15 protein-coding genes and 1 rRNA gene are annotated in these 22,893 nt (G+C 37.5%); 2 read left to right on the forward strand and 14 right to left on the reverse strand.

All coding sequences use genetic code 11. From position 1 onward, the window contains the following. The first annotated feature begins 94 nt into the window (after positions 1 to 94). A 5S ribosomal RNA gene (gene rrf / locus OO7_RS05625) occupies positions 95 to 213 on the forward strand. A 473-nt stretch (positions 214 to 686) separates the two neighbouring features. On the opposite strand, the gene OO7_RS05630 is transcribed toward rrf, so the two are convergent. The 5 genes from OO7_RS05630 to OO7_RS05650 all read right to left on the reverse strand — a co-directional run bounded on the left by OO7_RS05630 (position 687) and on the right by OO7_RS05650 (position 8,162). Further along, a complete protein-coding gene (locus OO7_RS05630; RefSeq protein WP_008914992.1) occupies positions 687 to 2,249 on the reverse strand; it encodes a CapA family protein in 1,563 nt (520 codons plus the stop codon). A 439-nt stretch (positions 2,250 to 2,688) separates the two neighbouring features. Continuing rightward, positions 2,689 to 3,033 (reverse strand): YfiM family lipoprotein, encoded by a 345-nt coding sequence (locus tag OO7_RS05635; protein WP_008914993.1) that lies wholly within the window; start codon positions 3,031 to 3,033, stop codon positions 2,689 to 2,691. Positions 3,034 to 3,103: 70 nt separating this feature from the next. Next, positions 3,104 to 4,459 carry a CDP-diacylglycerol--serine O-phosphatidyltransferase gene (pssA, locus tag OO7_RS05640; RefSeq protein ID WP_043892658.1) on the reverse strand — a complete coding sequence of 452 codons (1,356 nt, stop codon included), beginning with the start codon at positions 4,457 to 4,459 and terminating at the stop codon, positions 3,104 to 3,106. A 153-nt stretch (positions 4,460 to 4,612) separates the two neighbouring features. Beyond that, the gene (locus OO7_RS05645; protein ID WP_008914995.1) at positions 4,613 to 7,258 is read right to left on the reverse strand and encodes a bifunctional acetate--CoA ligase family protein/GNAT family N-acetyltransferase; all 2,646 of its coding nucleotides are present in this window, start codon (positions 7,256 to 7,258) and stop codon (positions 4,613 to 4,615) included. 166 nt (positions 7,259 to 7,424) lie between these two features. Further along, a complete protein-coding gene (locus tag OO7_RS05650; protein ID WP_008914996.1) occupies positions 7,425 to 8,162 on the reverse strand; it encodes a tRNA-uridine aminocarboxypropyltransferase in 738 nt (245 codons plus the stop codon). A gap of 171 nt (positions 8,163 to 8,333) precedes the next feature. Between OO7_RS05650 and OO7_RS05655 the strand changes: the two genes are divergently transcribed. After that, complete coding sequence (locus tag OO7_RS05655; protein WP_008914997.1) at positions 8,334 to 9,386, forward strand: tRNA/rRNA methyltransferase; 1,053 nt, start codon at positions 8,334 to 8,336, stop codon at positions 9,384 to 9,386. A 183-nt stretch (positions 9,387 to 9,569) separates the two neighbouring features. Here OO7_RS05655 and emrB read toward each other — a convergent pair whose 3' ends face one another. From emrB to nrdE, 9 genes are all read right to left on the reverse strand, one after another. Beyond that, on the reverse strand, positions 9,570 to 11,111 hold the full coding sequence (gene emrB / locus OO7_RS05660; protein ID WP_008914998.1) for a multidrug efflux MFS transporter permease subunit EmrB: 1,542 nt from the start codon (positions 11,109 to 11,111) through the stop codon (positions 9,570 to 9,572). A 14-nt stretch (positions 11,112 to 11,125) separates the two neighbouring features. Then, a complete protein-coding gene (emrA, locus tag OO7_RS05665; protein WP_008914999.1) occupies positions 11,126 to 12,307 on the reverse strand; it encodes a multidrug efflux MFS transporter periplasmic adaptor subunit EmrA in 1,182 nt (393 codons plus the stop codon). Positions 12,308 to 12,524: 217 nt separating this feature from the next. Then, positions 12,525 to 13,049 carry a transcriptional repressor MprA gene (gene mprA / locus OO7_RS05670; RefSeq protein ID WP_008915000.1) on the reverse strand — a complete coding sequence of 175 codons (525 nt, stop codon included), beginning with the start codon at positions 13,047 to 13,049 and terminating at the stop codon, positions 12,525 to 12,527. A gap of 783 nt (positions 13,050 to 13,832) precedes the next feature. Next, positions 13,833 to 15,032, reverse strand: coding sequence for an MFS transporter (locus tag OO7_RS05675; RefSeq protein ID WP_008915001.1), 1,200 nt, complete (start codon positions 15,030 to 15,032; stop codon positions 13,833 to 13,835). A 619-nt stretch (positions 15,033 to 15,651) separates the two neighbouring features. Then, on the reverse strand, positions 15,652 to 16,650 hold the full coding sequence (gene proX, locus OO7_RS05680; RefSeq protein ID WP_008915002.1) for a glycine betaine/L-proline ABC transporter substrate-binding protein ProX: 999 nt from the start codon (positions 16,648 to 16,650) through the stop codon (positions 15,652 to 15,654). 25 nt (positions 16,651 to 16,675) lie between these two features. Further along, complete coding sequence (proW, locus tag OO7_RS05685; protein WP_008915003.1) at positions 16,676 to 17,851, reverse strand: glycine betaine/L-proline ABC transporter permease ProW; 1,176 nt, start codon at positions 17,849 to 17,851, stop codon at positions 16,676 to 16,678. After that, a complete protein-coding gene (proV, locus tag OO7_RS05690) occupies positions 17,841 to 19,043 on the reverse strand; it encodes a glycine betaine/L-proline ABC transporter ATP-binding protein ProV (protein WP_008915004.1) in 1,203 nt (400 codons plus the stop codon). Before proV ends, proW begins: the two co-directional genes overlap by 11 nt. A gap of 728 nt (positions 19,044 to 19,771) precedes the next feature. Next, positions 19,772 to 20,743: a class 1b ribonucleoside-diphosphate reductase subunit beta gene (gene nrdF / locus OO7_RS05695; RefSeq protein ID WP_008915005.1), complete on the reverse strand. Its 972-nt coding sequence runs from the start codon at positions 20,741 to 20,743 to the stop codon at positions 19,772 to 19,774. Positions 20,744 to 20,756: 13 nt separating this feature from the next. Further along, positions 20,757 to 22,889: a class 1b ribonucleoside-diphosphate reductase subunit alpha gene (gene nrdE / locus OO7_RS05700; protein WP_071524175.1), complete on the reverse strand. Its 2,133-nt coding sequence runs from the start codon at positions 22,887 to 22,889 to the stop codon at positions 20,757 to 20,759. Positions 22,890 to 22,893: the final 4 nt, after the last annotated feature.

The following is a 22,893-nucleotide window of genomic DNA, read 5'->3' on the forward strand; positions in this document are numbered from 1 at the left end:
GAGAAGCCGAAAGGTGAAGGACACAGCAGCTTGTTCAGGATTGGTATTCTGGTTAGGTCAGGAAATGGCRTAACGGGAATAAAACAAGAATTTGTCTGGCGGCAATAGCGCGGTGGTCCCACCCTCTGACCCCATGCCGAACTCAGCAGTGAAACGCCGTAGCGCCGATGGTAGTGTGGGGTCTCCCCATGTGAGAGTAGGGAACTGCCAGACATTCAATTAGTGAGAAAGCCACCCATTGGGTGGCTTTTTTGCGTTTKGGCTTTAGCTGATTTAAGTCACGTTAGCGCCTTAAACATAAAACCCCGGCTTTGCAGGTGGAGTCAAAGGGGTATACCAAGAAAAACACCTCTCCGCTACGATATAGATGTTCAAGCTAATATTCGTAACCTAAATAAGGGAAGGTGTTTATGGGCATTATGCMGTTGTTTATGATTTGGGGCACAGAAAAATCKCYCCTRTTTTTAGCCTTTTTATCACTTTTAACTTTTCRCCTTTTTCATGATGARATGATGATGTGAGCACAGTGTTTTAGAGAGGAACTTTATCGGCGGTGAAAAGATAATGGCGTAAATGCAGTATCTTAGTCAGTACAAAGGCCGAGACAAAAATGTTGTGAAGTGGTCGACAAAACTTGGCTATTGTCTTCGCATTTTTCTACTATACTCGCCCATATTCATWGRRCATTAATCCATCATTATATTGATGAAGTCTGAGTAGGTTGGAATATTTGATGCTGAAATGATAACAATATCAAATTTAATAAGATAGGCGAGTTTTGAGTTTCTACTATCTGGGTGATAACTTACAAAGTCACCAAATGCATAAATAACTAATGCAGGTGGCATATTATCCCTTTCTATTAATTGTGCGGGTTGGCTAACATGTGGGTGATTACCAAGTATTGTATCAACACCACACTCGATCACTTTATGTGCTGCTTCGACAATATTCACGTGAGGATACATTTCGAACTCCCATCCCCAGTGACAATAAGCAATAATGTGATCGGCACCTTTTGCTTTAGCTATGGCTACTTGATTTTCAATTAGTGAATAATCAGGTTCTGGGTCCGCATCATTAAAACGAACTACGTTAACTAGATATGGTTCATCTTCAGGAACATTATATCCATTCAGGTCGAAGGTAAAGGCAAGCAGAGCAATTCTTAATCCATTTTTATCAAATATAACAACGTCTTCTTGTTCAGCGGTACTTGCGGCAGTCCCTGAGTAGTAAGCACCTGATTGTTTTAAAACATCGAGAGTTTTAAGAACACCTTCTTTACCTAAATCCATGGCATGATTTGTCGCAGTACTGAAAAAGTTGATTTTTGCTTCATTACGAAATTTCTCAAACATTGATTTATGGGTATTCATTTTGAATGGTTTGCCCTCGACAGGAATTCGCCCAAATTCGGCTTCGTCATCAACGGTTGATTCTAAATTTGCACTAACAATATCTGCACTACTGTAAAAGTCAGTAATATCATCGAATAAATATTTTGTATTTTTTGGGGTAAGGACGTCTACAGCTAATAAATCGCCACCACAAGATACTGATATTGACCTTTTCCAAACTTCTGGCGGAACTGGGGGGATAGTAATCATAGGTGGTTGTTTGATTTGAATATTAATATTCTCTGATAAAAAAAATGATTCTAAATCAGAGCCTTTTTCTGCAACTTCCAGTTGATTGAACCAATACCGATAAACCCATTTTAATTGCTCAAATTTATTGTTTGCAATATTATAAACTCCAGTTTCTGGTTGTGGATAATGAAACTGTTCATAAAAAATATAGCTCATTAATAATACGATAAATCGTTGTTTAGTTCTTTTATCGGCATCGATAAGTCGTTTTATTGCATGAATAACTTTATGTCCGTCAAAATTAGGGCCTAAGGTTATTATTATGACAAAACCTGGAATATCTCCTGATTCTGTTGGTTCTCTTTTTACTATAAACCAGTCGTGAATATCGATTATATTATTCTTTTCTTCATCATATGATGAGTATATAGTGAGAAAAGAGGATATTATGTCCAGCGTTACCTGTGGCTCAATTTCACAAATCCAACTGAAAATATCTATTAAATCATTGGCTTCTTGTGCGGATAAAGACTCGGGTAAGGGATAGGTACCTGTTATTGTCTTTTGAAGGTTTTTTATCATTTCATCAATTTGAATATGATCAAAGCAATTTTTTATATTATTAACATTAACAATCTCATTTATATTAAATTCCATTGATTACCACCTATATTTTAAATATAAAAAAATAAATGTTTATAAAATAAATACTTCAATAACTATATTTAGTTTATTACTATGTATTTTTTAGCTTTATACTCTTTATCTTATTATTTGTCATTTTCTTGTTAATGACTAAAGTATAGAAGGTATTATTGAAAATACAAAAAATTAACGCTGTATTTTTTATTTCTCTCTTATATTTTATGTTTTAAACTCTGGCGAGGTACATTTTTTAATTTATTTATTATGTGTGTTTTTAATGGTAATACAAATATCTTGTAGAATATTAAATAGTAATATACACATAATATGTGATTATATTCGTATATTATTGTTCAGTTAATTATGGTTTTAATCTTTTAAAGATGAAAGTGAATGATTTATTGAGCTAGAATTTATAATATAAGGTGTAGTTGTATTATGAGCAAATATATTATTTCAAAGATTGATAAAGGCTATAACCCGTTATTGCTCCAGCAACATCATAAGCAAAATCATGCCAGCTCCAACCAGTGCCTGCTGGTCTGCTATCATAAAGTTCTTTAGCAGCACCAAGAGAAATGGAGAATAGTAAGCCAAATTGTGCCGCTTTTCTGTGTTGCCAATTTTGTTTATCTGCATAGGCATTTGCACCGATTGCTGCTGCCGCAGAAAATGCAAAATGCTGGGCTTTATCTTTGCCTTGCCAATTATCATTTGCCCAATGAAAACCTGAGCATCCTGTTGTAAAAAATAATGATATCAATAATAGAGAAAATAATTTTTTATATTGTTTCATCTTATTTATTAATCAACATAAGTTAAAAAAACGCCACAGATGTGGCGCTATTCAATAAACTAATTCTATATTACAAGATCCGGCTAATTAACCTATCAACTCTTATACGACGTAATCGACGAATAAGTTTTTTCACTTTTATAGGATAACTTTGAATACTTTCTAATTCTCGATAATGATTGACAACTTTTGTATGCATACGAATACATTCTAACTCTTGATGGCGTTGTTCTTGCATTTCTTGGTTAGGATCATGAATGAGTACAGCATTTTCAAGATCAAGCCCCCAAGCACGAGGATTTAAGTTATTACCTGTAATCAGTTGCCAATGTTTATCTACCCACATTCCTTTTAGATGGAATGTATTATCTTCATCTTTCCACAAGCGAATGGTCAGCTGTTTGTTATCAATAAACCTCTGTAAGCGGCTAACGAAGCGACGTAGATTTATTTCATACAGATAAGGAAGAGCACCAATAATTTTAAATGGCTCTGATGGTGGAATATAGAAATCGTTAGCTGTCTTGTCACCAATGATAATTTCGACTTGTTTACCATTCCTGAGTAATTTAGTAATAATTCGAACAAGTAAAGCAGGAAGATTAAAATAAGGCGTACAAATTGTTAGTTTATCTTCTGTTGAGCTCATGAGATGAGTAATCGTACAATTAAGCTCATTTTTTTTACCTAAACCAACTAATGGCGTTACCGCGAGTTCAGTATTAGAAGCATTATTTGTAAAATTATAAGTACTTGCTTTTAATGCAGCTCTAAATTGTTTGATATCATTTTTAAATTCGGCTGTTTTAGGTTTAGTTGCAGAATTTAATAAATGCGTTGCTTCCGCAGGTAAAAATGCTTGATCAATATAAGCTTTCATTGAAGCGGTTAATTGACTATTTTTTATTAATTGATAACGATCATATCGATATTTATCATGACGTTGTAGATAGACATCATTAATACTCGCGCCACTATATAATAATGTGTCGTCAAATATAAAACCTTTTAGATGTAAAACACCTAAGGCTTCACGAGTATTTACGGGAATACCATAAATAGGAATATCTATATTTGGATAATGTGAAGCAACATCATAATACCAATCTGCATTAGTTGAATTAGCGGCTGCACCAATTCTGCCTCGTTGCGCTCGATGCCAATCAACAAACACTTTAATATCTAATGATGGATTAGCTTGCTTGGCCGCATAGAGTGCATGAAGAATATCTTTACCTGCATCATCTTTTTCTAAATATAAAGCAGTGATGTAGATAGTCTTCTGAGCGAGAGAAATTTGCTCAAGTAAGGCATCACGAAAATCTTCTGTCTTATATAGCGTTCTAACATCAGCAATTGATTGTGACAATTTAGGTAAATTTGCCAAATATTGTTGATGTTTTGCTTGTTTTAATTTTGACAACATCACAGTGTAAATTTTCTCTTATTAGTCCAATAGCAAATCGCTTCATGCCAATAGGTAAGCGAATGATCGGTGGATGATAGCATATTTAGGCTAATCATTTAGAATAAATTGATTTCTGTTTATTTATTGTACATATTGTTGTTGGTTTATTGTTTATAAATGTAAGGTTAAGTTTACAATACCATCCTCGAATTGCACATCGATTTGGAACCCTAATTTCTTAGCTAAACTAATCATATTGCGATTTTCTGGCATGGTGATTGCCGTGAGTTTTTTGATCCCATGTGATCGTGTGTAGCTGAGTAATTTATTCATTAATTGATAACCGAGTGATATCCCTTTCATATCTGATCTTACCAATACCGCAAATTCAGCTTCTTGATTATCCGGATCCGCCATTGCACGAGTGACGCCCAGAATTTCGGGGTGAGTGTCAGGATTTTTTATGGCAACAAAAGCCATTTCACGATCATAGTCAATCTGGGTCATATTGGCGAGATCATCATGTGTAAACTCACTGATTTCACTAAAATAACGATAATACAAATCTTCTTTAGTGACTTGATCAATAAAGGATTTTAATAGTGGTTCATCTTCCGGTAAGATTGGGCGCAACAAACATTTAATGTCTTCTTTGAGTGAGATTGTTTCTTCAAGTTCACTTGGATAAGGGCGAATGGCTAGTCTAGATTTTTGATTTTCATCATCCTGAACTAATTCCATAGAAACATCAAGCAAAGTGAATTCATTACCTGAAGCAAGTAAAGGGTGAATATCAAGTCGTGAAATATTTGGGCAATCAATAATTAAGTTGGATACACGGACAAGTAGGCTAGCTAAACCTGAAATATCTAATGGGGTTAGCGCGCTTCGAGGCTTAATTTTATAGCCTTTTATGGCTTGAATAACCAAATATCTTGCGAGTGCTAGATTGAGTGGTGGTAAGGCAACAGCCGCTTGGCTTTCTTGCTGCCATTCAATCCCGCCTTCACCAAGCATGATAAGCGGCCCAAATATTGGATCTTGCTCAACCGCTATCCGTAACTCTTGTGCTCCTGCTCGGTTTGCCATACTTTGCACCAGCAGACCTTCAATTCGTGCATTAGGGAAATTCGTTGAAACTCTTTCAATAATTGCTTTTGCCGCATCACCAACTTCTTTGGCATTACGTAAATAAAGCATGACGCCCTGAACTTCAGATTTATGAACAATATCTGGAGAGCGTAATTTTAGTGCAACGGGATAGCCAATTTTTTCTGCTATTTCAATTGCTTCATCACTGGAGTGCGCAATCCAAGTTGGCAGACTATTTAGCCCGTAAGCTTGCAATATAGGCTGAACTTCATGTGTATCTAAGTGCAGATTATTGTTTTGCAAGGCATCTTGAATATAAACATGAGCTTGCTGCGTATTGGCGGTAATACCGATGGGTAAAGCAGGGGTTTCTTTTAATTGTTTTTGATTTCGACGATATTCAACCATGTGCATAAAAGCACTTATTGCCCCTTCAGGCGTTCGGTAAGTCGGGATACCTGCTTCACTAAATAAACGGCGAGAAGTTTGTGCGGAATATTCACCACACCAGTTAGTGAAGATAGTTAACCATTTGCTTCTAGGGTGCTGTTTAATCGCTTTTATGACTTTTTCGGCAACTGTTCTGCTTTCTGTAATCGCGCTTGGTGTATAAATAAGAAGCAAAGCATCATGATCGTGGCTATCGAGCATTTTATTTAAGACTGCAATATAGCGATCAATTGTTGAGTCATCCCCTAAATTAATTGGATTTTGCGTTGATAAATCAAGAGGAAGGAGGACGCTAAGCTCATTTTTTGTCTCTTCACTGAGTGTCGCCAGTTTACCATTTCGCTGTAATAGCTCATCTAATGCCATGGCAGCAGGTGCGGAGCCATTGCTGATAATAGATAAACGTTCACCACGCAATGGCGTCATGTAGCTTAATGTTTCAACGGCTGAAAACATTTCATGCGTATCTTGAACGCGTAGAAGACCGGCTCGTTGAATAGCGGCATCATATGCGGCATCTAAACTGGGTTTCTCACCAAGAAGCTCTTGAGCTTTGCGCGTTCGACCACTTTTAATGACAAGGATAGGCTTATTGCGTGAAGCGCTACGTGAAGCAGAAAGAAAACGTCGTGCATCACTAATACTTTCAATATAAAGCAAAATTGCACTTGTTTTACCATCCCTAGCGAGATAATCCAGTAAGTCATCAATGTCAATATCAAGGCTATCACCTAAGGCGATAAAGTAAGAAAAGCCAATATCACGATGTCTCGCCCAATCCAGCACAGTATTAGATACAGCCGCAGATTGTGAAATAAAAGCGAGCTTGCCTTTTAATATTGGGATTGGTGAAAAGCTGGCATTAAGACCTTGCCAAGGGGCGAGTATTCCTAAGCTATTTGGGCCAAGTATTCTGATTTGATATTGTTGGGCTATTTTTTTGAGTTCATGAAATTGAATGGATGGCGATGATAAAATAATAACAACTTTGCAGCCATATTCGCCTAATTGCCGTAAACACTCGATATTTTTTGCATGATGTGTGCAAATTACCGCGAGTTCGGGTTTTAAAGGCAGTTTATCAATTGATGGGTAAGCAAGCACACCAAAGATTGAGTTTCTATTTGGATTCACGGGTAGAATGGGACCTTTAAAACCATTTGTTAGCAGGTTTTTCATCATGACAGAACCCGCTCGGTTTGGATCTTCTGAGGCACCAATAACCGCAATGGATTTTGGTCTAAATAATGACTCTAATTGACTCACTAATCCCATGGCAGAAAACCTTTTGCTTTGGTGAGCGCAACCATCGCTCAATTAACATTAAGATATTGATTAATACTAAGCCGTATCTCATTCTTAACGCCAGTTTAACCTGCCAAGTTTATAAGCATGTTCACGTTTTAGATTAATCTAGCTGTGATTTCCTACCTAATGGTTATCATTCACTCGGGTAAATAGGATTAATGGCAGCCTCTTTCTCACTAAGTTCTGCACGTAGTTTTTGAGCTACAGGGTGATGAGGTTTGCCTTCCAAGTATTTTTGTCTAAATAGGTTGAAATGGTTGAATAACTGTTCTGAAGCAGGAATATCCCCCGCAAGCTCAAGCACTGTTGCAGCGACTTCTGCGGTGCAGTGTTGATCTTCTCGTGATGGTGTGCGCAGTAAGTAATCTGTACGTGCTTTAGTATTAATAGATAAAATTGGAATATCATCAAGATAAGGACTTTTTCGAAACATTTTTCGCGCTTCAGGCCAAGTACCATCCAGTAGAATAAAAAGTGCAGGTTTATCATTGAGTATTGGTTGATTAACAACTGTTCTGCCTTCTTGTGCATAGCTTTCTGGAAAAATGAGATAAGGTTGTCTGGTTGTATCTTTGAGCGCTGACAGCAGTTGTTCTTCAGGATTTGTTCTTGACCATTGAAATGCTAATGTATCAGGTAAGATATCAGCGATTAATTTTCCTGTATTACTTGGTTTGAATACTTCGCCATCAAACATAATTAAACAAAATTGGCTGCTTGCGTGAGAAGATTGTGTTTCTTGGCAGAGACATTGTGGAACAGGTAATAGACAATATTGACAGCGTTTTACCCGGCAACCTCTTGCTTTAAAAGCTTTAGTTGAAAGTAACAAACGTTGTTGGCGTAAAGTATAAACGGCATTTTGAGTCATGTTAGAGGCTGTATTTGGCAGTTGTCAAAAACAAAGCGCACATTGTACGGAAATCTATGTAAGGGTGATAGCGCTATATTCGATATCTTTTCAGTGCGATAATAGAGGTATCAGTGGCGTAGTTTGGCAACATCATGTAATCTTCGCGCCATAGCTTAGTAGGGGATATGAATGAACGACTCTAGCGATTTTAATGGTAAGAAAGGCAAAGTAAAAGTGATGTTCGTCCGTAGTGAAGGACAGGATGACACTAAAGGGTATAAAGGCAAAGATAAACGCCAACAAGATAATAAGAAAAGAGATGGACGCGGTGGACGTAATGAACGTTCAGAGCGTTCAGGTCGCTCAGAAGGTAATCGAGGTGGTTATTCACCAGAACGTTCACCATGGCGCACGGTTTCTAAGCCAGATAGTGATGAATTGATCCCTGATCACGGTGGTATTTCGGGTAAGAGTCAAATTGATCCGGAACAACTACGTAAACAGCGCCAAGAAGAAACGCGAATTTATGGTGAGAATGCTTGCCAAGCCATGTTTAAAAATCGCCCTGATGCGATTGTACGTGCATGGTTTTTGCAATCAGTCACACCACGTTTTCGTGATGCGTTAAAATGGATGGCTGCAAACCGTAAAGCATATCATGTGGTTGACGATGAAGAGTTAACAAAAGCTTCAGGCACTGAGCATCATGGCGGCGTATGTTTTATTATCAAAAAACGCGGTGGCATGGATGTTGAAACGTATTTACAACAAGCACCTGCGAAAGATTGTGTATTAGCCTTAGAAGATGTCGGGAATCCTCATAATTTAGGCGGGATCATGCGGAGTTGTGCGCACTTTGGCGTGCAAGGTGTCATTTTACAAGATGCAGGTATGCTTGAATCTGGTGCTGCAATCCGTACCGCAGAAGGTGGAGCAGAGCACATTAAAGCTATTGATGCAGATGGTTTAACTTCCACATTGAATAAATTTCGTGATGCTGGTTATACTATCGTCACAACATCTAGCCATAAAGGCAGCCAAGATATTGCCACAGCTAAGTTACCTGAAAAAATGGTACTTGTTCTCGGCCAAGAGAGTGATGGTTTGAGCGATAGTGTGTGGGATCATGGCGACATGAGCTTATACATTGGCGGTACTGGAAAAGTAGAAAGTCTCAATGTTTCTGTGGCAACCGGCATTATGCTTGCGCAGTGGTGGCAGCAAAATAATGTTAAAAAGTAATATTAAATAGTTATCTTATATATAATTAAGATATTAACTAGATAAAAAACGGTATATTTATTAGCGGTTACCCGCTGCCAATATACCGTTTTTTTGTTTTTGTCTATTTTGCTGTTAAATTTACTCCGCAAAATAGACAATAAAATGACTGACCAATTTCTATTCTAAAGTGGTGTCGCTTTGTCAGTGTGCTCCACCGCCTTCACTTTTTGAGCCTGGGCTAAACGGGGGTTTTGCAAACCAAATAACGACCATTAACAGAATAAACACACCAGCAGACAACCAGAAAATTTCATTTGCAGAAATAATGAGGACTTGATCTGTAATTGTTTTTGCAAGATAAGCAGAACGTTGCATCTCATTCATCCCTATTTTTTCTAGCTCACTGAGCATATGTTGTGAATTAGGGTTATAAGGATTCACAAATTCTGTCAGAGTTTCATGATGCATAGCTTCGCGTTGCGTCCACATTGTCGTGGTGATTGACGTCCCGATGGCACCTGCTAATGTTCGTGTGAAGTTTGATAAACTGGATGCAGAAGCCATTCTTTCTGGTGGCAAACCAGATAAAGTAATGGTTGTTAGTGGCATAAAGAAACACGCAATTGCCAATCCTTGTACAAATTGTGGCCATGCTGCTTCTGCAAAGCTCATGCCAGGCTCAAAGGTATAAGCTCGCCAGTAATAACACAATGCATAGATAATAAAGCTAAATGTGACCAAATAGCGCATATCAATCCGGTTTCCAAATCGACCAATGATTGGTGTGATCAATAATGGGAGAAGCCCAACTGGTGCGGAAGCAAGACCTGCCCATGTCGCCGTGTAACCATAAACCATTTGCAATAGTTGTGGTATAAGGACAATCGTCCCAAAATACAGCATATAAGCAAGGCTAAGAGCAATACAACCAATGGTAAAGTTGCGTTCTTTAAATAATGATAGGTCAATAACGGGATGTTCGTCAGTGAGCTCCCAAACAATTAAAAAGGCAATTGCGACAACGGCAATAATAGTTAAAACAATTATTTCAGTTGAATTAAACCAATCAAGTTCTTTTCCCTGATCAAGCATGATTTGTAGTGCACCAATACCTACCACAAGTAACACTAAGCCTACAGTATCAATTGGTCTAATCGATATTTGGGTTTCTCGGCCTTTTAATGTTCGCATTATGGCAAAAATAATGGCGATGCTAAACGGAACGTTAATGAAGAATATCCATCCCCAATGATAGTTATCACTAATATAGCCACCCAAAATAGGTCCACAAATTGGTGCAACAACAATGGTCATAGACCAGAGTGCTAATGCCATATTGCGTTTGAGCGGTGGATAGTTATTGAGCAGTAAGCTTTGTGATAATGGGATCAATGGGCCTGCAACTAAACCTTGCAGAACACGAAAGAGGATCAACATTTCTAGGCTGTTAGAAATACCACATAGCCATGATGTCAGAGCAAACAGCCCGGTTGACCATAAAAATAGCCGAACTTCACCAATTCGACGCGCTAGCCAGCCGGTAATTGGAATTGAAATTGCGTTAGCCACACCAAAAGAGGTGATAACCCAAGTTCCTTGTGTGTTGGAAGCACCCAAATTACCGGCAATAGTGGGTATGGCAACGTTAGCAATGGTTGAGTCCAAAACTTGCATGAAGGTTGCTAATGATAAAGCAATCGTCATCCAAGCAAGTTTTGCGCCCGTTAAAGGTGTATTTGTCATCTTTACACCTCGAATTATTTGTTTCCTGAGTTATTATTAATTATCTCAGTAACTATTTTATCCGCAGGAGACATATCAATAGCGAGTGCAGATGTGTGATAAGCTGGCGCACTACGCATATCTTTTGATAATACTTTGCCATCTTTATTCAGTGTATCAACAGTCACTTCTGTTGATAACCCAATGCGTAACGGGTATTTTTCAAGTTGAGTTGGCTCTAAAGCAATTCGCACAGGCAAACGTTGGACAACTTTAATCCAGTTACCTGTGGCATTTTGAGAAGGAAGCAAAGAGAATGCACTGCCTGTTCCCATATCTAAGCCAACGACTGTGCCATTAAAAACAATGTCTTTGCCATAAAAGTCTAAGGTCACTTTTGCGGGCTGACCAATGCGCATATCCGCAAGTTGAGTTTCTTTAAAATTGGCATCAATCCACATTCCTTGAGAAGGAACAATTGCCATCAATGGGGTTGCGGTGGTGATTTGAGAACCTACCTGAACACTTCGGCGGGAAACATAACCATCAACAGGACTGACGATTTTGGTTCTTTGTAGTGCAAGCCAAGCATTTCTCACCTCTGTTGCTGCTTGTTCGACCGCAGGTTGTTTTGCTAATGGGGTATCGAGAACAATGGCATTATTTGCATTGAGTTGTTCAACTGCAACTTCAAGTGCTGCTCTTGCACTAACAACGGCTTCTCGCGCATGTTGTAATTCTTCTTTTCCAATAAGATTACTACTACCGAGTACTTCGCGACGTTTTAAGTCATTTTGCAAGCGAACTAATTCTGATTTTTTCATATCAATGTTAGCTTGATATTGACGACTATTAATAATTTGCTGGTGGGATTGACGCACGCTATTGGCCAATGTTGTTTTTGCTTTATCCAGAGATAGCTCAGCATCTCTTGGGTCCAATTCGACCAGAATCTCGCCACTTTTTACGAAATCGGTATTATCGACATTCACGGTCATCACACTACCTGAGATTTGGGATTGGATTTGTACTTGATTCCCCGCAACATAAGCATTATCAGTTGATTCATAATGTCTTAGAACTAAAAACCAATATATGCTCCAACCAACACCAATAGCAATAAAGAACAACATAAGTAATATTAACGCATTTTTACGTTGTCTTTTTTTGTTACGAGGTGGTTTAGTTGTATGCTGCAATTCCTCTTGGGTACTCATGTAAGTGTTTCTCCGCTAAATTCGCATTTAGATCACAAAAATTTCCAGTAGTTAACTATAACTACTGGAAACTAAAACAATAATTGATAAATCGCTTGATGGGATATTGTAAGCTTTAGACAGAAAGAATAACGAAATTTTACTGACTGAAAAGGTTTTTTTCGTTCATCATCTTATAAATGGCTCAAATACATTAACCCTAAAATAATAAGGGCAATTATTTACTGTAATCTTTAACTGAATCTAACTTTAGTAATAATTTGCGCATTAATTTATTCAACTGCTGTTTTTCTTCATTATCTAGAACAGACCAAATATCTTTTAGCGCGGCATGCTGAGGGGGAAGTAATCCGGCTAAAAATTCAGCACCTTTCTCAGTTAGATGAAGGTGAAGACAACGGCGGTCGTTATTACTCTCTTTTCTTTCAATCCAACCATTTTTTTCTAATTCATCAGCTATACGAGTTGCATTTGTACGTGATGAACCGAGCGCTGTACTGAGCTCTGAAGGTTGAATGCTACGGGAATCTTCAGTATCAAGTATCAGCAAAGCCATAAAAAGGGTTTCATTGATCCCTTGTGCTTTTAGCATGTTATTGCGAGATTCAAGTAACTTGCTATGAACGTGCATGCTCAGGCGAGTTAAGAGAATTTCTTGATATGGGATTGGATTACTGTGCGAATCTTGCTGTGCGACCCGAGTATTTAATAATTCTTCTGTTGGGGTAAATGAACTTTCCATTAAACTTTCCATTATTTTGGATACCTTATTAGTTTCAGTTGGTAAGATTGCAGCTGTCATCAACTATCTAAATGGTATATCAAAAGCTAAAATTAGCAATTGTAGTTAATCGATGTCATAAAATTTAAAGTCATCACTCATAAATTTTATGAATGCAATTTATTCGGTTTAGTATAGCGCAACTAAACTTTCTTGCCTTTTGAGTTATTTTAAATCAATAAAATCATCTTATTAGCTTACTCTTTTATAGTAATTAATACCGGGAGAAACTATAAATAACAATGCTAAAGTGGTGTTTAACTACTTTTCACATGGCTATATTGTAATATTAGTAAAGTATTCCGCTATTAGCTAAATAAAAGCACATTTAAATAAAATAAATGTTAATCATAAGTTAATATAATGATTGACGGTGTAAATTATATTATACAATACATTGTTAAAATACTTTTATTTAACTGTGTTATCAGATGACATTTTTTATTGCAACTATTTTAGTATGAAATTACATACGAACTATGAGTAATATTTATCCGTATTTTCCAGTAAAAAGTGGCGATGAATATGGCATTTTCAATACGAATTCATTAGTTTATTTTATGAAATTATGATGATTGATCAATATTGTCAATTAATATGTGTCGGTGATAAATCGATATCATTGATATTGTGTTGATAACACAAAGTAGGGAAATAGCATAATTATGGTATTTTACCAAAAGATTAAAACCAGCTATGCTGGCTTTAATCGTTTAAGACAGTGAGAAAAAGTATTTCTATCTTTTATTCATCAGTAGGTGTGATATTAGGATCAAAACGGAAACCAATAATCCAGACAATGATACTTATTACACATAAAATCCCCCCTGAAATGGCAATACCTTCCCAACCTGCTTTCTCATAGGCATATCCTGATAATAAAGAACCGAGTGCACCACCAATAAAATAACTGGTCATATAGCCTGCGGTTAGGCGGTTTCGTGCTTCAGGAAGAATACGATAAAGGGTGCTTTGGTTTGTTACATGTACAGCTTGAACAGCAAGGTCGAGGATCAGAACACCAATAATGAAAGCGATTAAAGAATATTTTGCTAAACCAATTGGGATCCAAGATAGTAGCAGTAACACCAAACCAATAGTGGTGACATATTTACCTTTGCCTTTATCAACTAAATGGCCTGCTTGAGTTGCCATAAGGGCACCTGCTGCGCCGACAAGCCCAAAAAGCCCAATTGTTCCTTCCGAATAATTAAATGGCGGGCTAGCCAGTAAGAAGGCCATTGCTGTCCAAAGTAGTGCGAAATTTGCAAAAGATAAGGCACCTAATAGGGCTCGAACGGCTAAAACTGGAGTACTACAAAATAGCTGACCAATAGAGAACAGTAATTGAAAATAGTTAAGATGTGTTTTTTGGTGATAACGAGGCAGTTTATATGCCATCACAATAATTAATAGGACGAGCAGCGCAAAAGCGACCCAATAAATGGCTCTCCAACCTCCAACCATTGCAACTGCACCTGAAATTGTTCTTGCAAGTAAAATCCCAAGAAGCAGGCCGCTCATGATAATACCAACAGATTTTCCTCTTTGACTTGGTTTGGCGAGGGTGGCTGCCATTGGAATGAGCACTTGAGCAACAACAGAAAATAACCCAGTTAGCGCCGTACCTAAGAGAATTTGCCAAATATTATCTGACAAGGAAGTGATTAGTAGCCCTAAAGCGGATAAAGATGTCATCACTAAAACAAGGCTTTTACGTTCGAAAATGTCGCCAAGAGGCACTAAAAACAGTAAACCTGCTGCATAACCTAATTGGGCCGCTGTGACGATAAAGCCTGCCATATTGGTAGTTAAATTAAATTGTGTCGCAATTGTCTCGAGGAGAGGCTGTGCATAATAGTTACTTGCGACAACAAGTCCTGTGGCAATCGCCATTAGGACAACAAGTCCGGTAGTTAACTCTGCTTGTGGAGTTTTATTCATTGATTGTACACCCATAATTTATGACAATATGACTGTAGATTTATCATATTTTAAGTCACTCTATTCGTTAATATTTCTATTGGTGTTAGTGAACAATTACTAACTGCCTAATCATTTTTTATTTAGCTATAACTCAAATTGATTGGAGTATAGATAAAATAGGATATTCCTTGATGGATTTTTCATTCAATGAAATAACGGCATATTATATAGAATATATATTGTCACATAGAGTAAGCAAAAAATGCCAATTTAATTAAGGTGACAAGATTTGCATATGATTAGCGGGAACTGCATGATTTTGATGAAAAGTATACCATAATAATGCGGTAGAATAGGCAGGAATAGACTTAGTAACAGTATGATTGTTATTTGCTATTACAGTTATTGTTATAATCATTCATATTTTAATTATAGATATTAAAATGATTATTTTATCGACGTATATGACTTTTGATTAATTTTTGATTTTAAAAAAAATCAGTTAAATATCATTCAATAAATTACGTTAAATAATATTGTATTTTTAATTATTAAGTATATTTACCTTTTTAGATTAGGGCCACATAAGTATGTGACCCTATATTTAGCTTTTTATCTCTACAAATCAGAGATGATATTATTTATTTGCCGCTTGACGAGCTTGCTCAATCCATCCATCAAAGGTTGATTGGTGAGCTTTAATCCAAGCATCAGTATGACGTTGAATATCAGCTTGTGATGATTGGCCATTATGCATTCTTAAATTCTGTGCATTAATGTCGGCAACAGGAAGTTTCATCACTTCAAATAGTTTTGCAGCCGCAGGATTCTCTTGTGCCCATTTTTTATTGGCAACAATATGCATAGTGCTTGGTGGGAAACCATAATTTTTACCATTAGGTAATTTGGTCTCTGTTTTTTCGCCATTTGGCATTGAAGAGAAAGGCACATCTAACCAAGTCACATCACGGCCAGGTTTGAGAACATCACCAATCCAATAAGGTGTCCATGTATAATAAAGAATGGGTTTACCTTCTTTATAACGGGTAATCGTATCTGCCATCATTGCAGAGTAGTTACCCTGATTATGCTCAACAGTTTTTTCTAGACCATAGGCTTTTAAATGGTTATTTATTGCAGCTTCACATCCCCAGCCAGGATTACAACCCGTTAAGTCTGCTTTACCATTACCATTGGAATCAAACAGTTTAGCAATTTTAGGATCTTTTAATTGCTCGATATTGGTGATGTTATATTTTTGCGCAGTTTTTTTATCAATAAGATAACCTTGCGCTGCATTTACGACATAGTCGCCTTGACGATAAAACGCTTTGTCACCACCTGCGGATTCATATTGAGCATTGTGTAATGGCACCCAACTAACCGCTAAGTAAGTTGCATCACCATTGGCGATGGATGCATAAGCGACGTTATAGTCAACTTCTTTTATCGGCTCAACTTCATAGCCAAGTTTTTCAAGTGCTTTAGCAACAATTAAAGTTTGGAATGTTTCTTCACTGATTGTACTTTGTACAGGGCTAACTTTAATGCCTTTGCCGGGCAGATTTTCTGCATTGGCTAAAGGGACGGCAAAAAGTGTCGTTAGAGCAGTTGCCAATATAATTGATTTTTTCATTATAGGGACCTCTGTTGTGTTTGAGTTAGTCTGTTTTTTTGCTAAATGGGCGAGTGAGCAGACCAATAGGGCCGTGTTGATACCAGCGACCAGACATTTTGCCGCGAGCATTTTTCCCCAATGATTGCGTTAAGCGATCAAGCACAATCGCAAGGACAACAATACCAACCCCACCGACGGAGGCGAGGCCCATATCGAGGCGACCAATACCACGTAAGACCATTTGCCCTAAACCACCAACTGCTATCATTGAAGCAATCACAACCATAGAAAGTGCTAACATCAATGTTTGGTTTACACCTGCCATGATGGTTGGCATTGCTAAAGGTAACTGAACTTTAAATAACATTTGACGAGGACTGGCACCGAAAGATTCAGCAGCTTCAATTAAATCTGCGGGCACTTGCTTAATACCTAAAATAGTGAGTCGGATAATGGGGGGCAAAGCAAAGATAATCGTCACGACAACGCCGGGCACATTACCAATCCCAAACAGCATCACGATAGGAACAAGATAGACGAAAGCGGGGGTTGTTTGCATTGCATCAAGTAACGGCCTGACTATTTTTGCAGCCCTATCACTGCGAGCAAGCCAAATTCCCAAAGGTAGCCCAATAATGATACAGAACATTAAAGAGGTCAGTACCAATGAAAGTGTGACCATTGCTTCAGACCAAGCTCCAATTGCACCGATCACTATCATGGAAATGAATGTCGCTACTCCCATTGCTTTTCCGGCTAATTGCCATGCAATTAATGCAAACAAAATAATGGCAACCGGTGAGGGTAATGAGGTTAGAAACTGTTCAAATCCACTGAGAATAAAGTCAATGGGTACACGTATTCCCTGAAATACAGGACGGAAATGGAGCACTATCCAGTCGATAGCATGAGTAACCCAAGAATCTAAAGGGATTAATGTATGCTGAAAAGGATCCATGATATTAAAGTGCTCAGTTACAGGCGCATCTGTTGGCACTGCATCTAGCCAATCACTCCCACCTGAGTCTTGTACACTTCCAGCATCTGTGGTGCTTCCCCATGGGTCACTTTCAGTTGTTTGATTATTTTCAGATGTTGCAGCCCACGGATCATCTGACTGCGTGACCTCGGGACTATTTTGTGTTGAGGCATCCGTCATCTCTGTGCTGGCCCAAGGATCTTGGTCATTAATTGGATGTTCTTGAGTTTTATGACTCATTCGGTGTCTCCTTATCTAAAGCTTGTAACAGCATTCCTTTTGATATCACGCCAAGGTAGTGATTTTTTTCATTAACCACAGGCATTGCACAAGGCGCTTGCGCAATAATGGAAATTACTTCATTAAGTGGAGTTTCCCCTTGGATTGGTGTTAAGTCGGGAATAATGGCTGCTTCAATCCCTTTTTTCTCATGAAGTGCTTTTTCAAGCGAATCGACGGAAACGACACCGGCAAAAGTATGTCCACGTGAAATTAAATAGCCATAATTTCGGTCATCATCGTTAAGCACTTTTAAAGCAGAACGTGGACCAAAACCTGCTGCGACGTGAAGTAATGCATCCGCGCGTCGACGTGCAATGTCTTTTGCACTGAAGACTTGGCTAATATCGACGCCACGGAAGAATGTTTTAACATAATCATTTGCTGGATTATTTAAAATTTCATCTGGCGTACCAACTTGGACAACAACCCCACCTTGCATGATGGCAATGCGATCACCAATGCGCATTGCTTCATCAAGGTCATGTGAAATAAAAATGATGGTGCGCTGTTTATCACCTTGCAGTGATAAGAGTTCATCCTGCATTTCTGTTCGAATTAAGGGATCAAGTGCAGAGAAAGCTTCATCCATCAGCAGGATATCAGGATCGTTGGCGAGTGCACGCGCAAGACCAATACGCTGTCTCATTCCGCCTGATAATTCATCAGGATATGAATTTGCCCATTTCTCAAGGTTGACTTGGCGTAAGGCATCCATCGCTTTTTTGTGGCGCTCTTCTTTGCTCATTCCTGATAACTCCATACCAAAAGCGGTATTGTCGATAACATTCATGTGCGGCATTAATGCAAAAGATTGGAATACCATACTGATTTTGGTACGTCTGACTTGACGCAATGCTTTTTCTGAAATGTTGGAGATATCTTCTCCATCAATGAGAACTTGGCCACTTGTTGGTTCAATTAATCGATTGAGAAGGCGTACTAATGTTGATTTACCTGAACCAGAAAGTCCCATCACAACAAAAATTTCGCCTTCTTCAATGGCTAAATTGGCGTTTTTTACTCCAACTGTTGAGCCTGTTTTTTCAAAGATTTCGTCTTTGCCCATTCCTGATTCTAAAAGCTTTAAAGCGTGTTCAGGATGTTCCCCAAATATTTTATAAAGATTTTTAACTTCTAATTTTATTGCCATACGGTAATTACCCATTTTTCAATTAATAAATATGAGTGCATCAGTATTCAAATTAAAGTGAATTCAGTTATCTGATGACTAAAAATTTGAATGCTAGTGTTTAACTATTTCTTTGAAAATGATTAGGGTAGATATTCCTATTTTGTTTAATATGAATTAAATAATTATGATTTAAAATCCGCAACTCCATTTGAGGTTATTAATAAATTTTGCAAGCAATATAAGCTAACATAATAAAATGCGCTGACAACCCTTGGTTAAGGACAATTAATCAAAAAAAAGAGGTCAATGAATTAATATGAATTTTAAAACTATGTTTTTTATGCCTTTCAATTTTGGTAATTAATCATAGGTTTGATAATAAGTAACTTTTTGTTACCAATACATTTATTTTTAATATTTAAATGCATTTTTTATCAAAATACTTCTTTAAAAAGTGAATGTTATAGGCGGTTGAGGGAAGACCAAATAAATTTGTAAAGAATTTCAAGATAAAGCTAAATTAATAAAAATAATTAATGTTTTTTGCCCATTGATAATGATGAATGTGAATAGTTAACATATTTTGCTCGTCAAAAATTGATTTTGTTACAGGAAAATAGTGAGTTTATGAATTTTTTAGGACGAAAAATAAGCGAAAAAAATCCCACAAAATAAATATGATATTATTCAGTGGGATGGGTTTTTAACGGCTATTTGAATGATTGATTAAATAAATTAACTTATTACTAGAAATCCCAGTCATCATCTTCTGTACTGACAGCTTTGCCAATCACATATGATGATCCTGAGCCGGAAAAGAAATCATGATTCTCGTTTGCATCAGGGGATAAAGCTGACAATATAGCAGGACTGACATCAGTAACAACATCAGGGAATAAAGCTTCATAACCTAAATTCATTAATGCTTTATTTGCATTATAATGAAGGAATTTTTTAACATCTTCAGTCCAGCCAACAGTGTCATATAATTCCTGAGTATAGTTAACTTCATTTTCATATAAATCAAACATCAGAGAGAAAGTGAAATCTTTAATATCGTTCTGTACTTTCTCATCATAATTTAATAATGATTTTTGAAATTTATAGCCAATATAATAACCATGAATAGCTTCATCTCGAATAATAAGGCGAATTAAATCCGCAGTATTTGTGAGCTTACCTCGGCTAGACCAATACATAGGTAAATAGAAGCCAGAATAAAACAAGAAGGATTCTAAAAATACACTAGCGACCTTTTTTTTCAATGGATGAGAATCGCAATAATATGACAAGATTATCTTGGCTTTATTCTGTAGTGATTTATTCTCTTCACTCCAACGATAAGCATCATCAACATCCGGTGTGGAACAAAACGTTGAAAAAATAGAGCTATATGAGCGCGCATGTACCGCTTCCATAAAACTGATATTCGACAACACTGCTTCTTCATGCGGCGTGAGGGAATCAGGCATCAAACAAGGTGCACCAACAGTATTTTGAATGGTATCGAGTAGTGTTAGTCCTGTAAAAACACGGATAGTAAGCTGCTGCTCTTTTGCTGTTAGCGTGTTCCATGAAGGAATATCATTTGATAAAGGAATTTTTTCTGGTAACCAAAAGTTAGATGTTAAACGGTTCCAAACTTCCAAATCTTTATCATCTTCAATACGGTTCCAGTTAATTGCTTTCACTGGAGTAAGTGGTGAATTGGCGGTCATACTGATTTTCCTTTTATAGCGTACATGAAACACAACCATCAACTTCAGTGCCTTCTAAGGCCGTTTGGCGAAGCCTAATGTAATACAGTGTTTTAATTCCCTTACGCCATGCATAAATTTGTGCTTTGTTGATATCACGCGTTGTTGCATCATCTTTAAAAAAGAGGGTTAAGGATAAACCTTGGTCAACGTGCTGAGTGGCAACTGCATAAGTATCAATAATTTTTTCAGGGCCGATATGGTAAGCATCTTGATAATATTCAAGATTATCATTGGTCATAAATGGAGCGGGGTAATAAACACGACCAATCTTACCTTCTTTACGGATCTCAATACGCGAAACGATAGGGTGAATGCTTGACGTTGAGTTATTTATATAGGATATGGAACCAGTCGGTGGAATAGCCTGTAAGTTCTGGTTGTAGATCCCATGTTCCATAATAGATTGTTTTAGTGACTGCCAATCAGCTTGGGTTGGAATTTCGATGCCCGAACGCCGGAATAATTCTTGAACGACTTGCGTTTTTGGTAGCCAAGTTTGGTCGATATATTTATCAAAATAGTGACCATTAGCATAATCGGAGTGTTCAAAACCATTGAATACAGATTGGCGTTCAATTGCTAATTGATTCGATGTTTTGAGCGCGTGGAAGACCACCGTATAAAAGTAGATATTGGTAAAATCTAATGCTTCTTCAGAACCATAATAAATGTGCTCCCTTGCAAGATAGCCATGTAAATTCATCTGCCCAAGTCCAATAGCATGGGATTGATCATTACCTTGCTTAATTGAAGGAACCGAAGTGATGTGACTCATATCAGAAACGGCTGTTAATGCTCTTACTGCAATTTCAATAGATTGTGCAAAATCAGGTGAATCCATGGTTTTTGCAATATTCATCGAGCCAAGATTACAGCTGATGTCTTTACCAATTTCGCGATAATTTAAATCATCTTCATATAAACTGGCTTTATTGACTTGCAAAATTTCTGAGCAGAGGTTGCTCATATTAATACGGCCAGCAATTGGATTGGCGCGATTTGCTGTATCTTCAAATAAAATGTAGGGATAGCCGGATTCAAATTGAATTTCAGCTAGCGTTTGAAAGAATTCGCGTGCATTAATTTTCTGTTTTTTGATGGATTTATTGTTAACCATCTCATCATATTTTTCAGTGATACTTATTTCTGACATCGGCACGCCATAAACGCGCTCAATATCATAAGGTGAAAATAAGTACATATCTTGATTTTCTTTAGCGAGCTTGAAGGTAATATCAGGAATAACAACGCCAAGAGAGAGTGTTTTGATACGAATTTTTTCATCGGCATTTTCGCGTTTAGTATCCAGAAAACGCATGATGTCAGGATGATGAGCATGTAAATACACCGCACCAGCACCTTGTCTAGCCCCGAGTTGATTGGCGTAGGAAAAGGCATCTTCTAACATTTTCATCACAGGAACAACACCGGAAGATTGATTCTCAATAAACTTAATTGGCGCACCTTGCTCGCGCAAATTAGTCATCAAAAAGGCAACACCGCCCCCGCGCTTAGATAATTGCAATGCCGAGTTAACGGAACGACCAATAGATTCCATGTTGTCTTCTATCCGTAATAGAAAACATGAAACAAGTTCACCACGCTGTTTTTTACCACAATTGAGGAATGTGGGGGTTGCTGGCTGAAAACGCCCGCTAATGATTTCATCAACAAGGTGGCATGCTAGCGTTGTATTTCCTTGTGCTAAGGTTAACGCCACCATACAGACGCGATCTTCGTAGCGTTCAAGGTAACGTTTGCCGTCAAAGGTTTTGAGTGTATAGCTTGTGTAATATTTAAATGCGCCTAAAAATGTCTGAAAACGAAATTTGTGTGCATAGGCTTGTTTAAAGAGCTTTTTGATAAAGGTAAAATCGTATTGCTCTAAGATTTGCGGCTCGTAATAGTTTTCATTCACTAAGAAATCGAGCTTCTCTTTGAGATCATGGAAAAAAACGGTGTTTTGATTTACATGCTGGCGGAAATAGTGATGCGCAGCTTCTTTATCTTTTTCAAACTGAATTTCACCATTACTGTTATAGAGATTTAACATGGCATTAAGTGCATGATAATCAACAGTAGTTTTATTTTGTATGTTTTCCATTGAA

Origin of the sequence: Providencia sneebia DSM 19967, from assembly GCF_000314895.2 — a bacterium.
GTDB lineage: Bacteria > Pseudomonadota > Gammaproteobacteria > Enterobacterales > Enterobacteriaceae > Providencia > Providencia sneebia.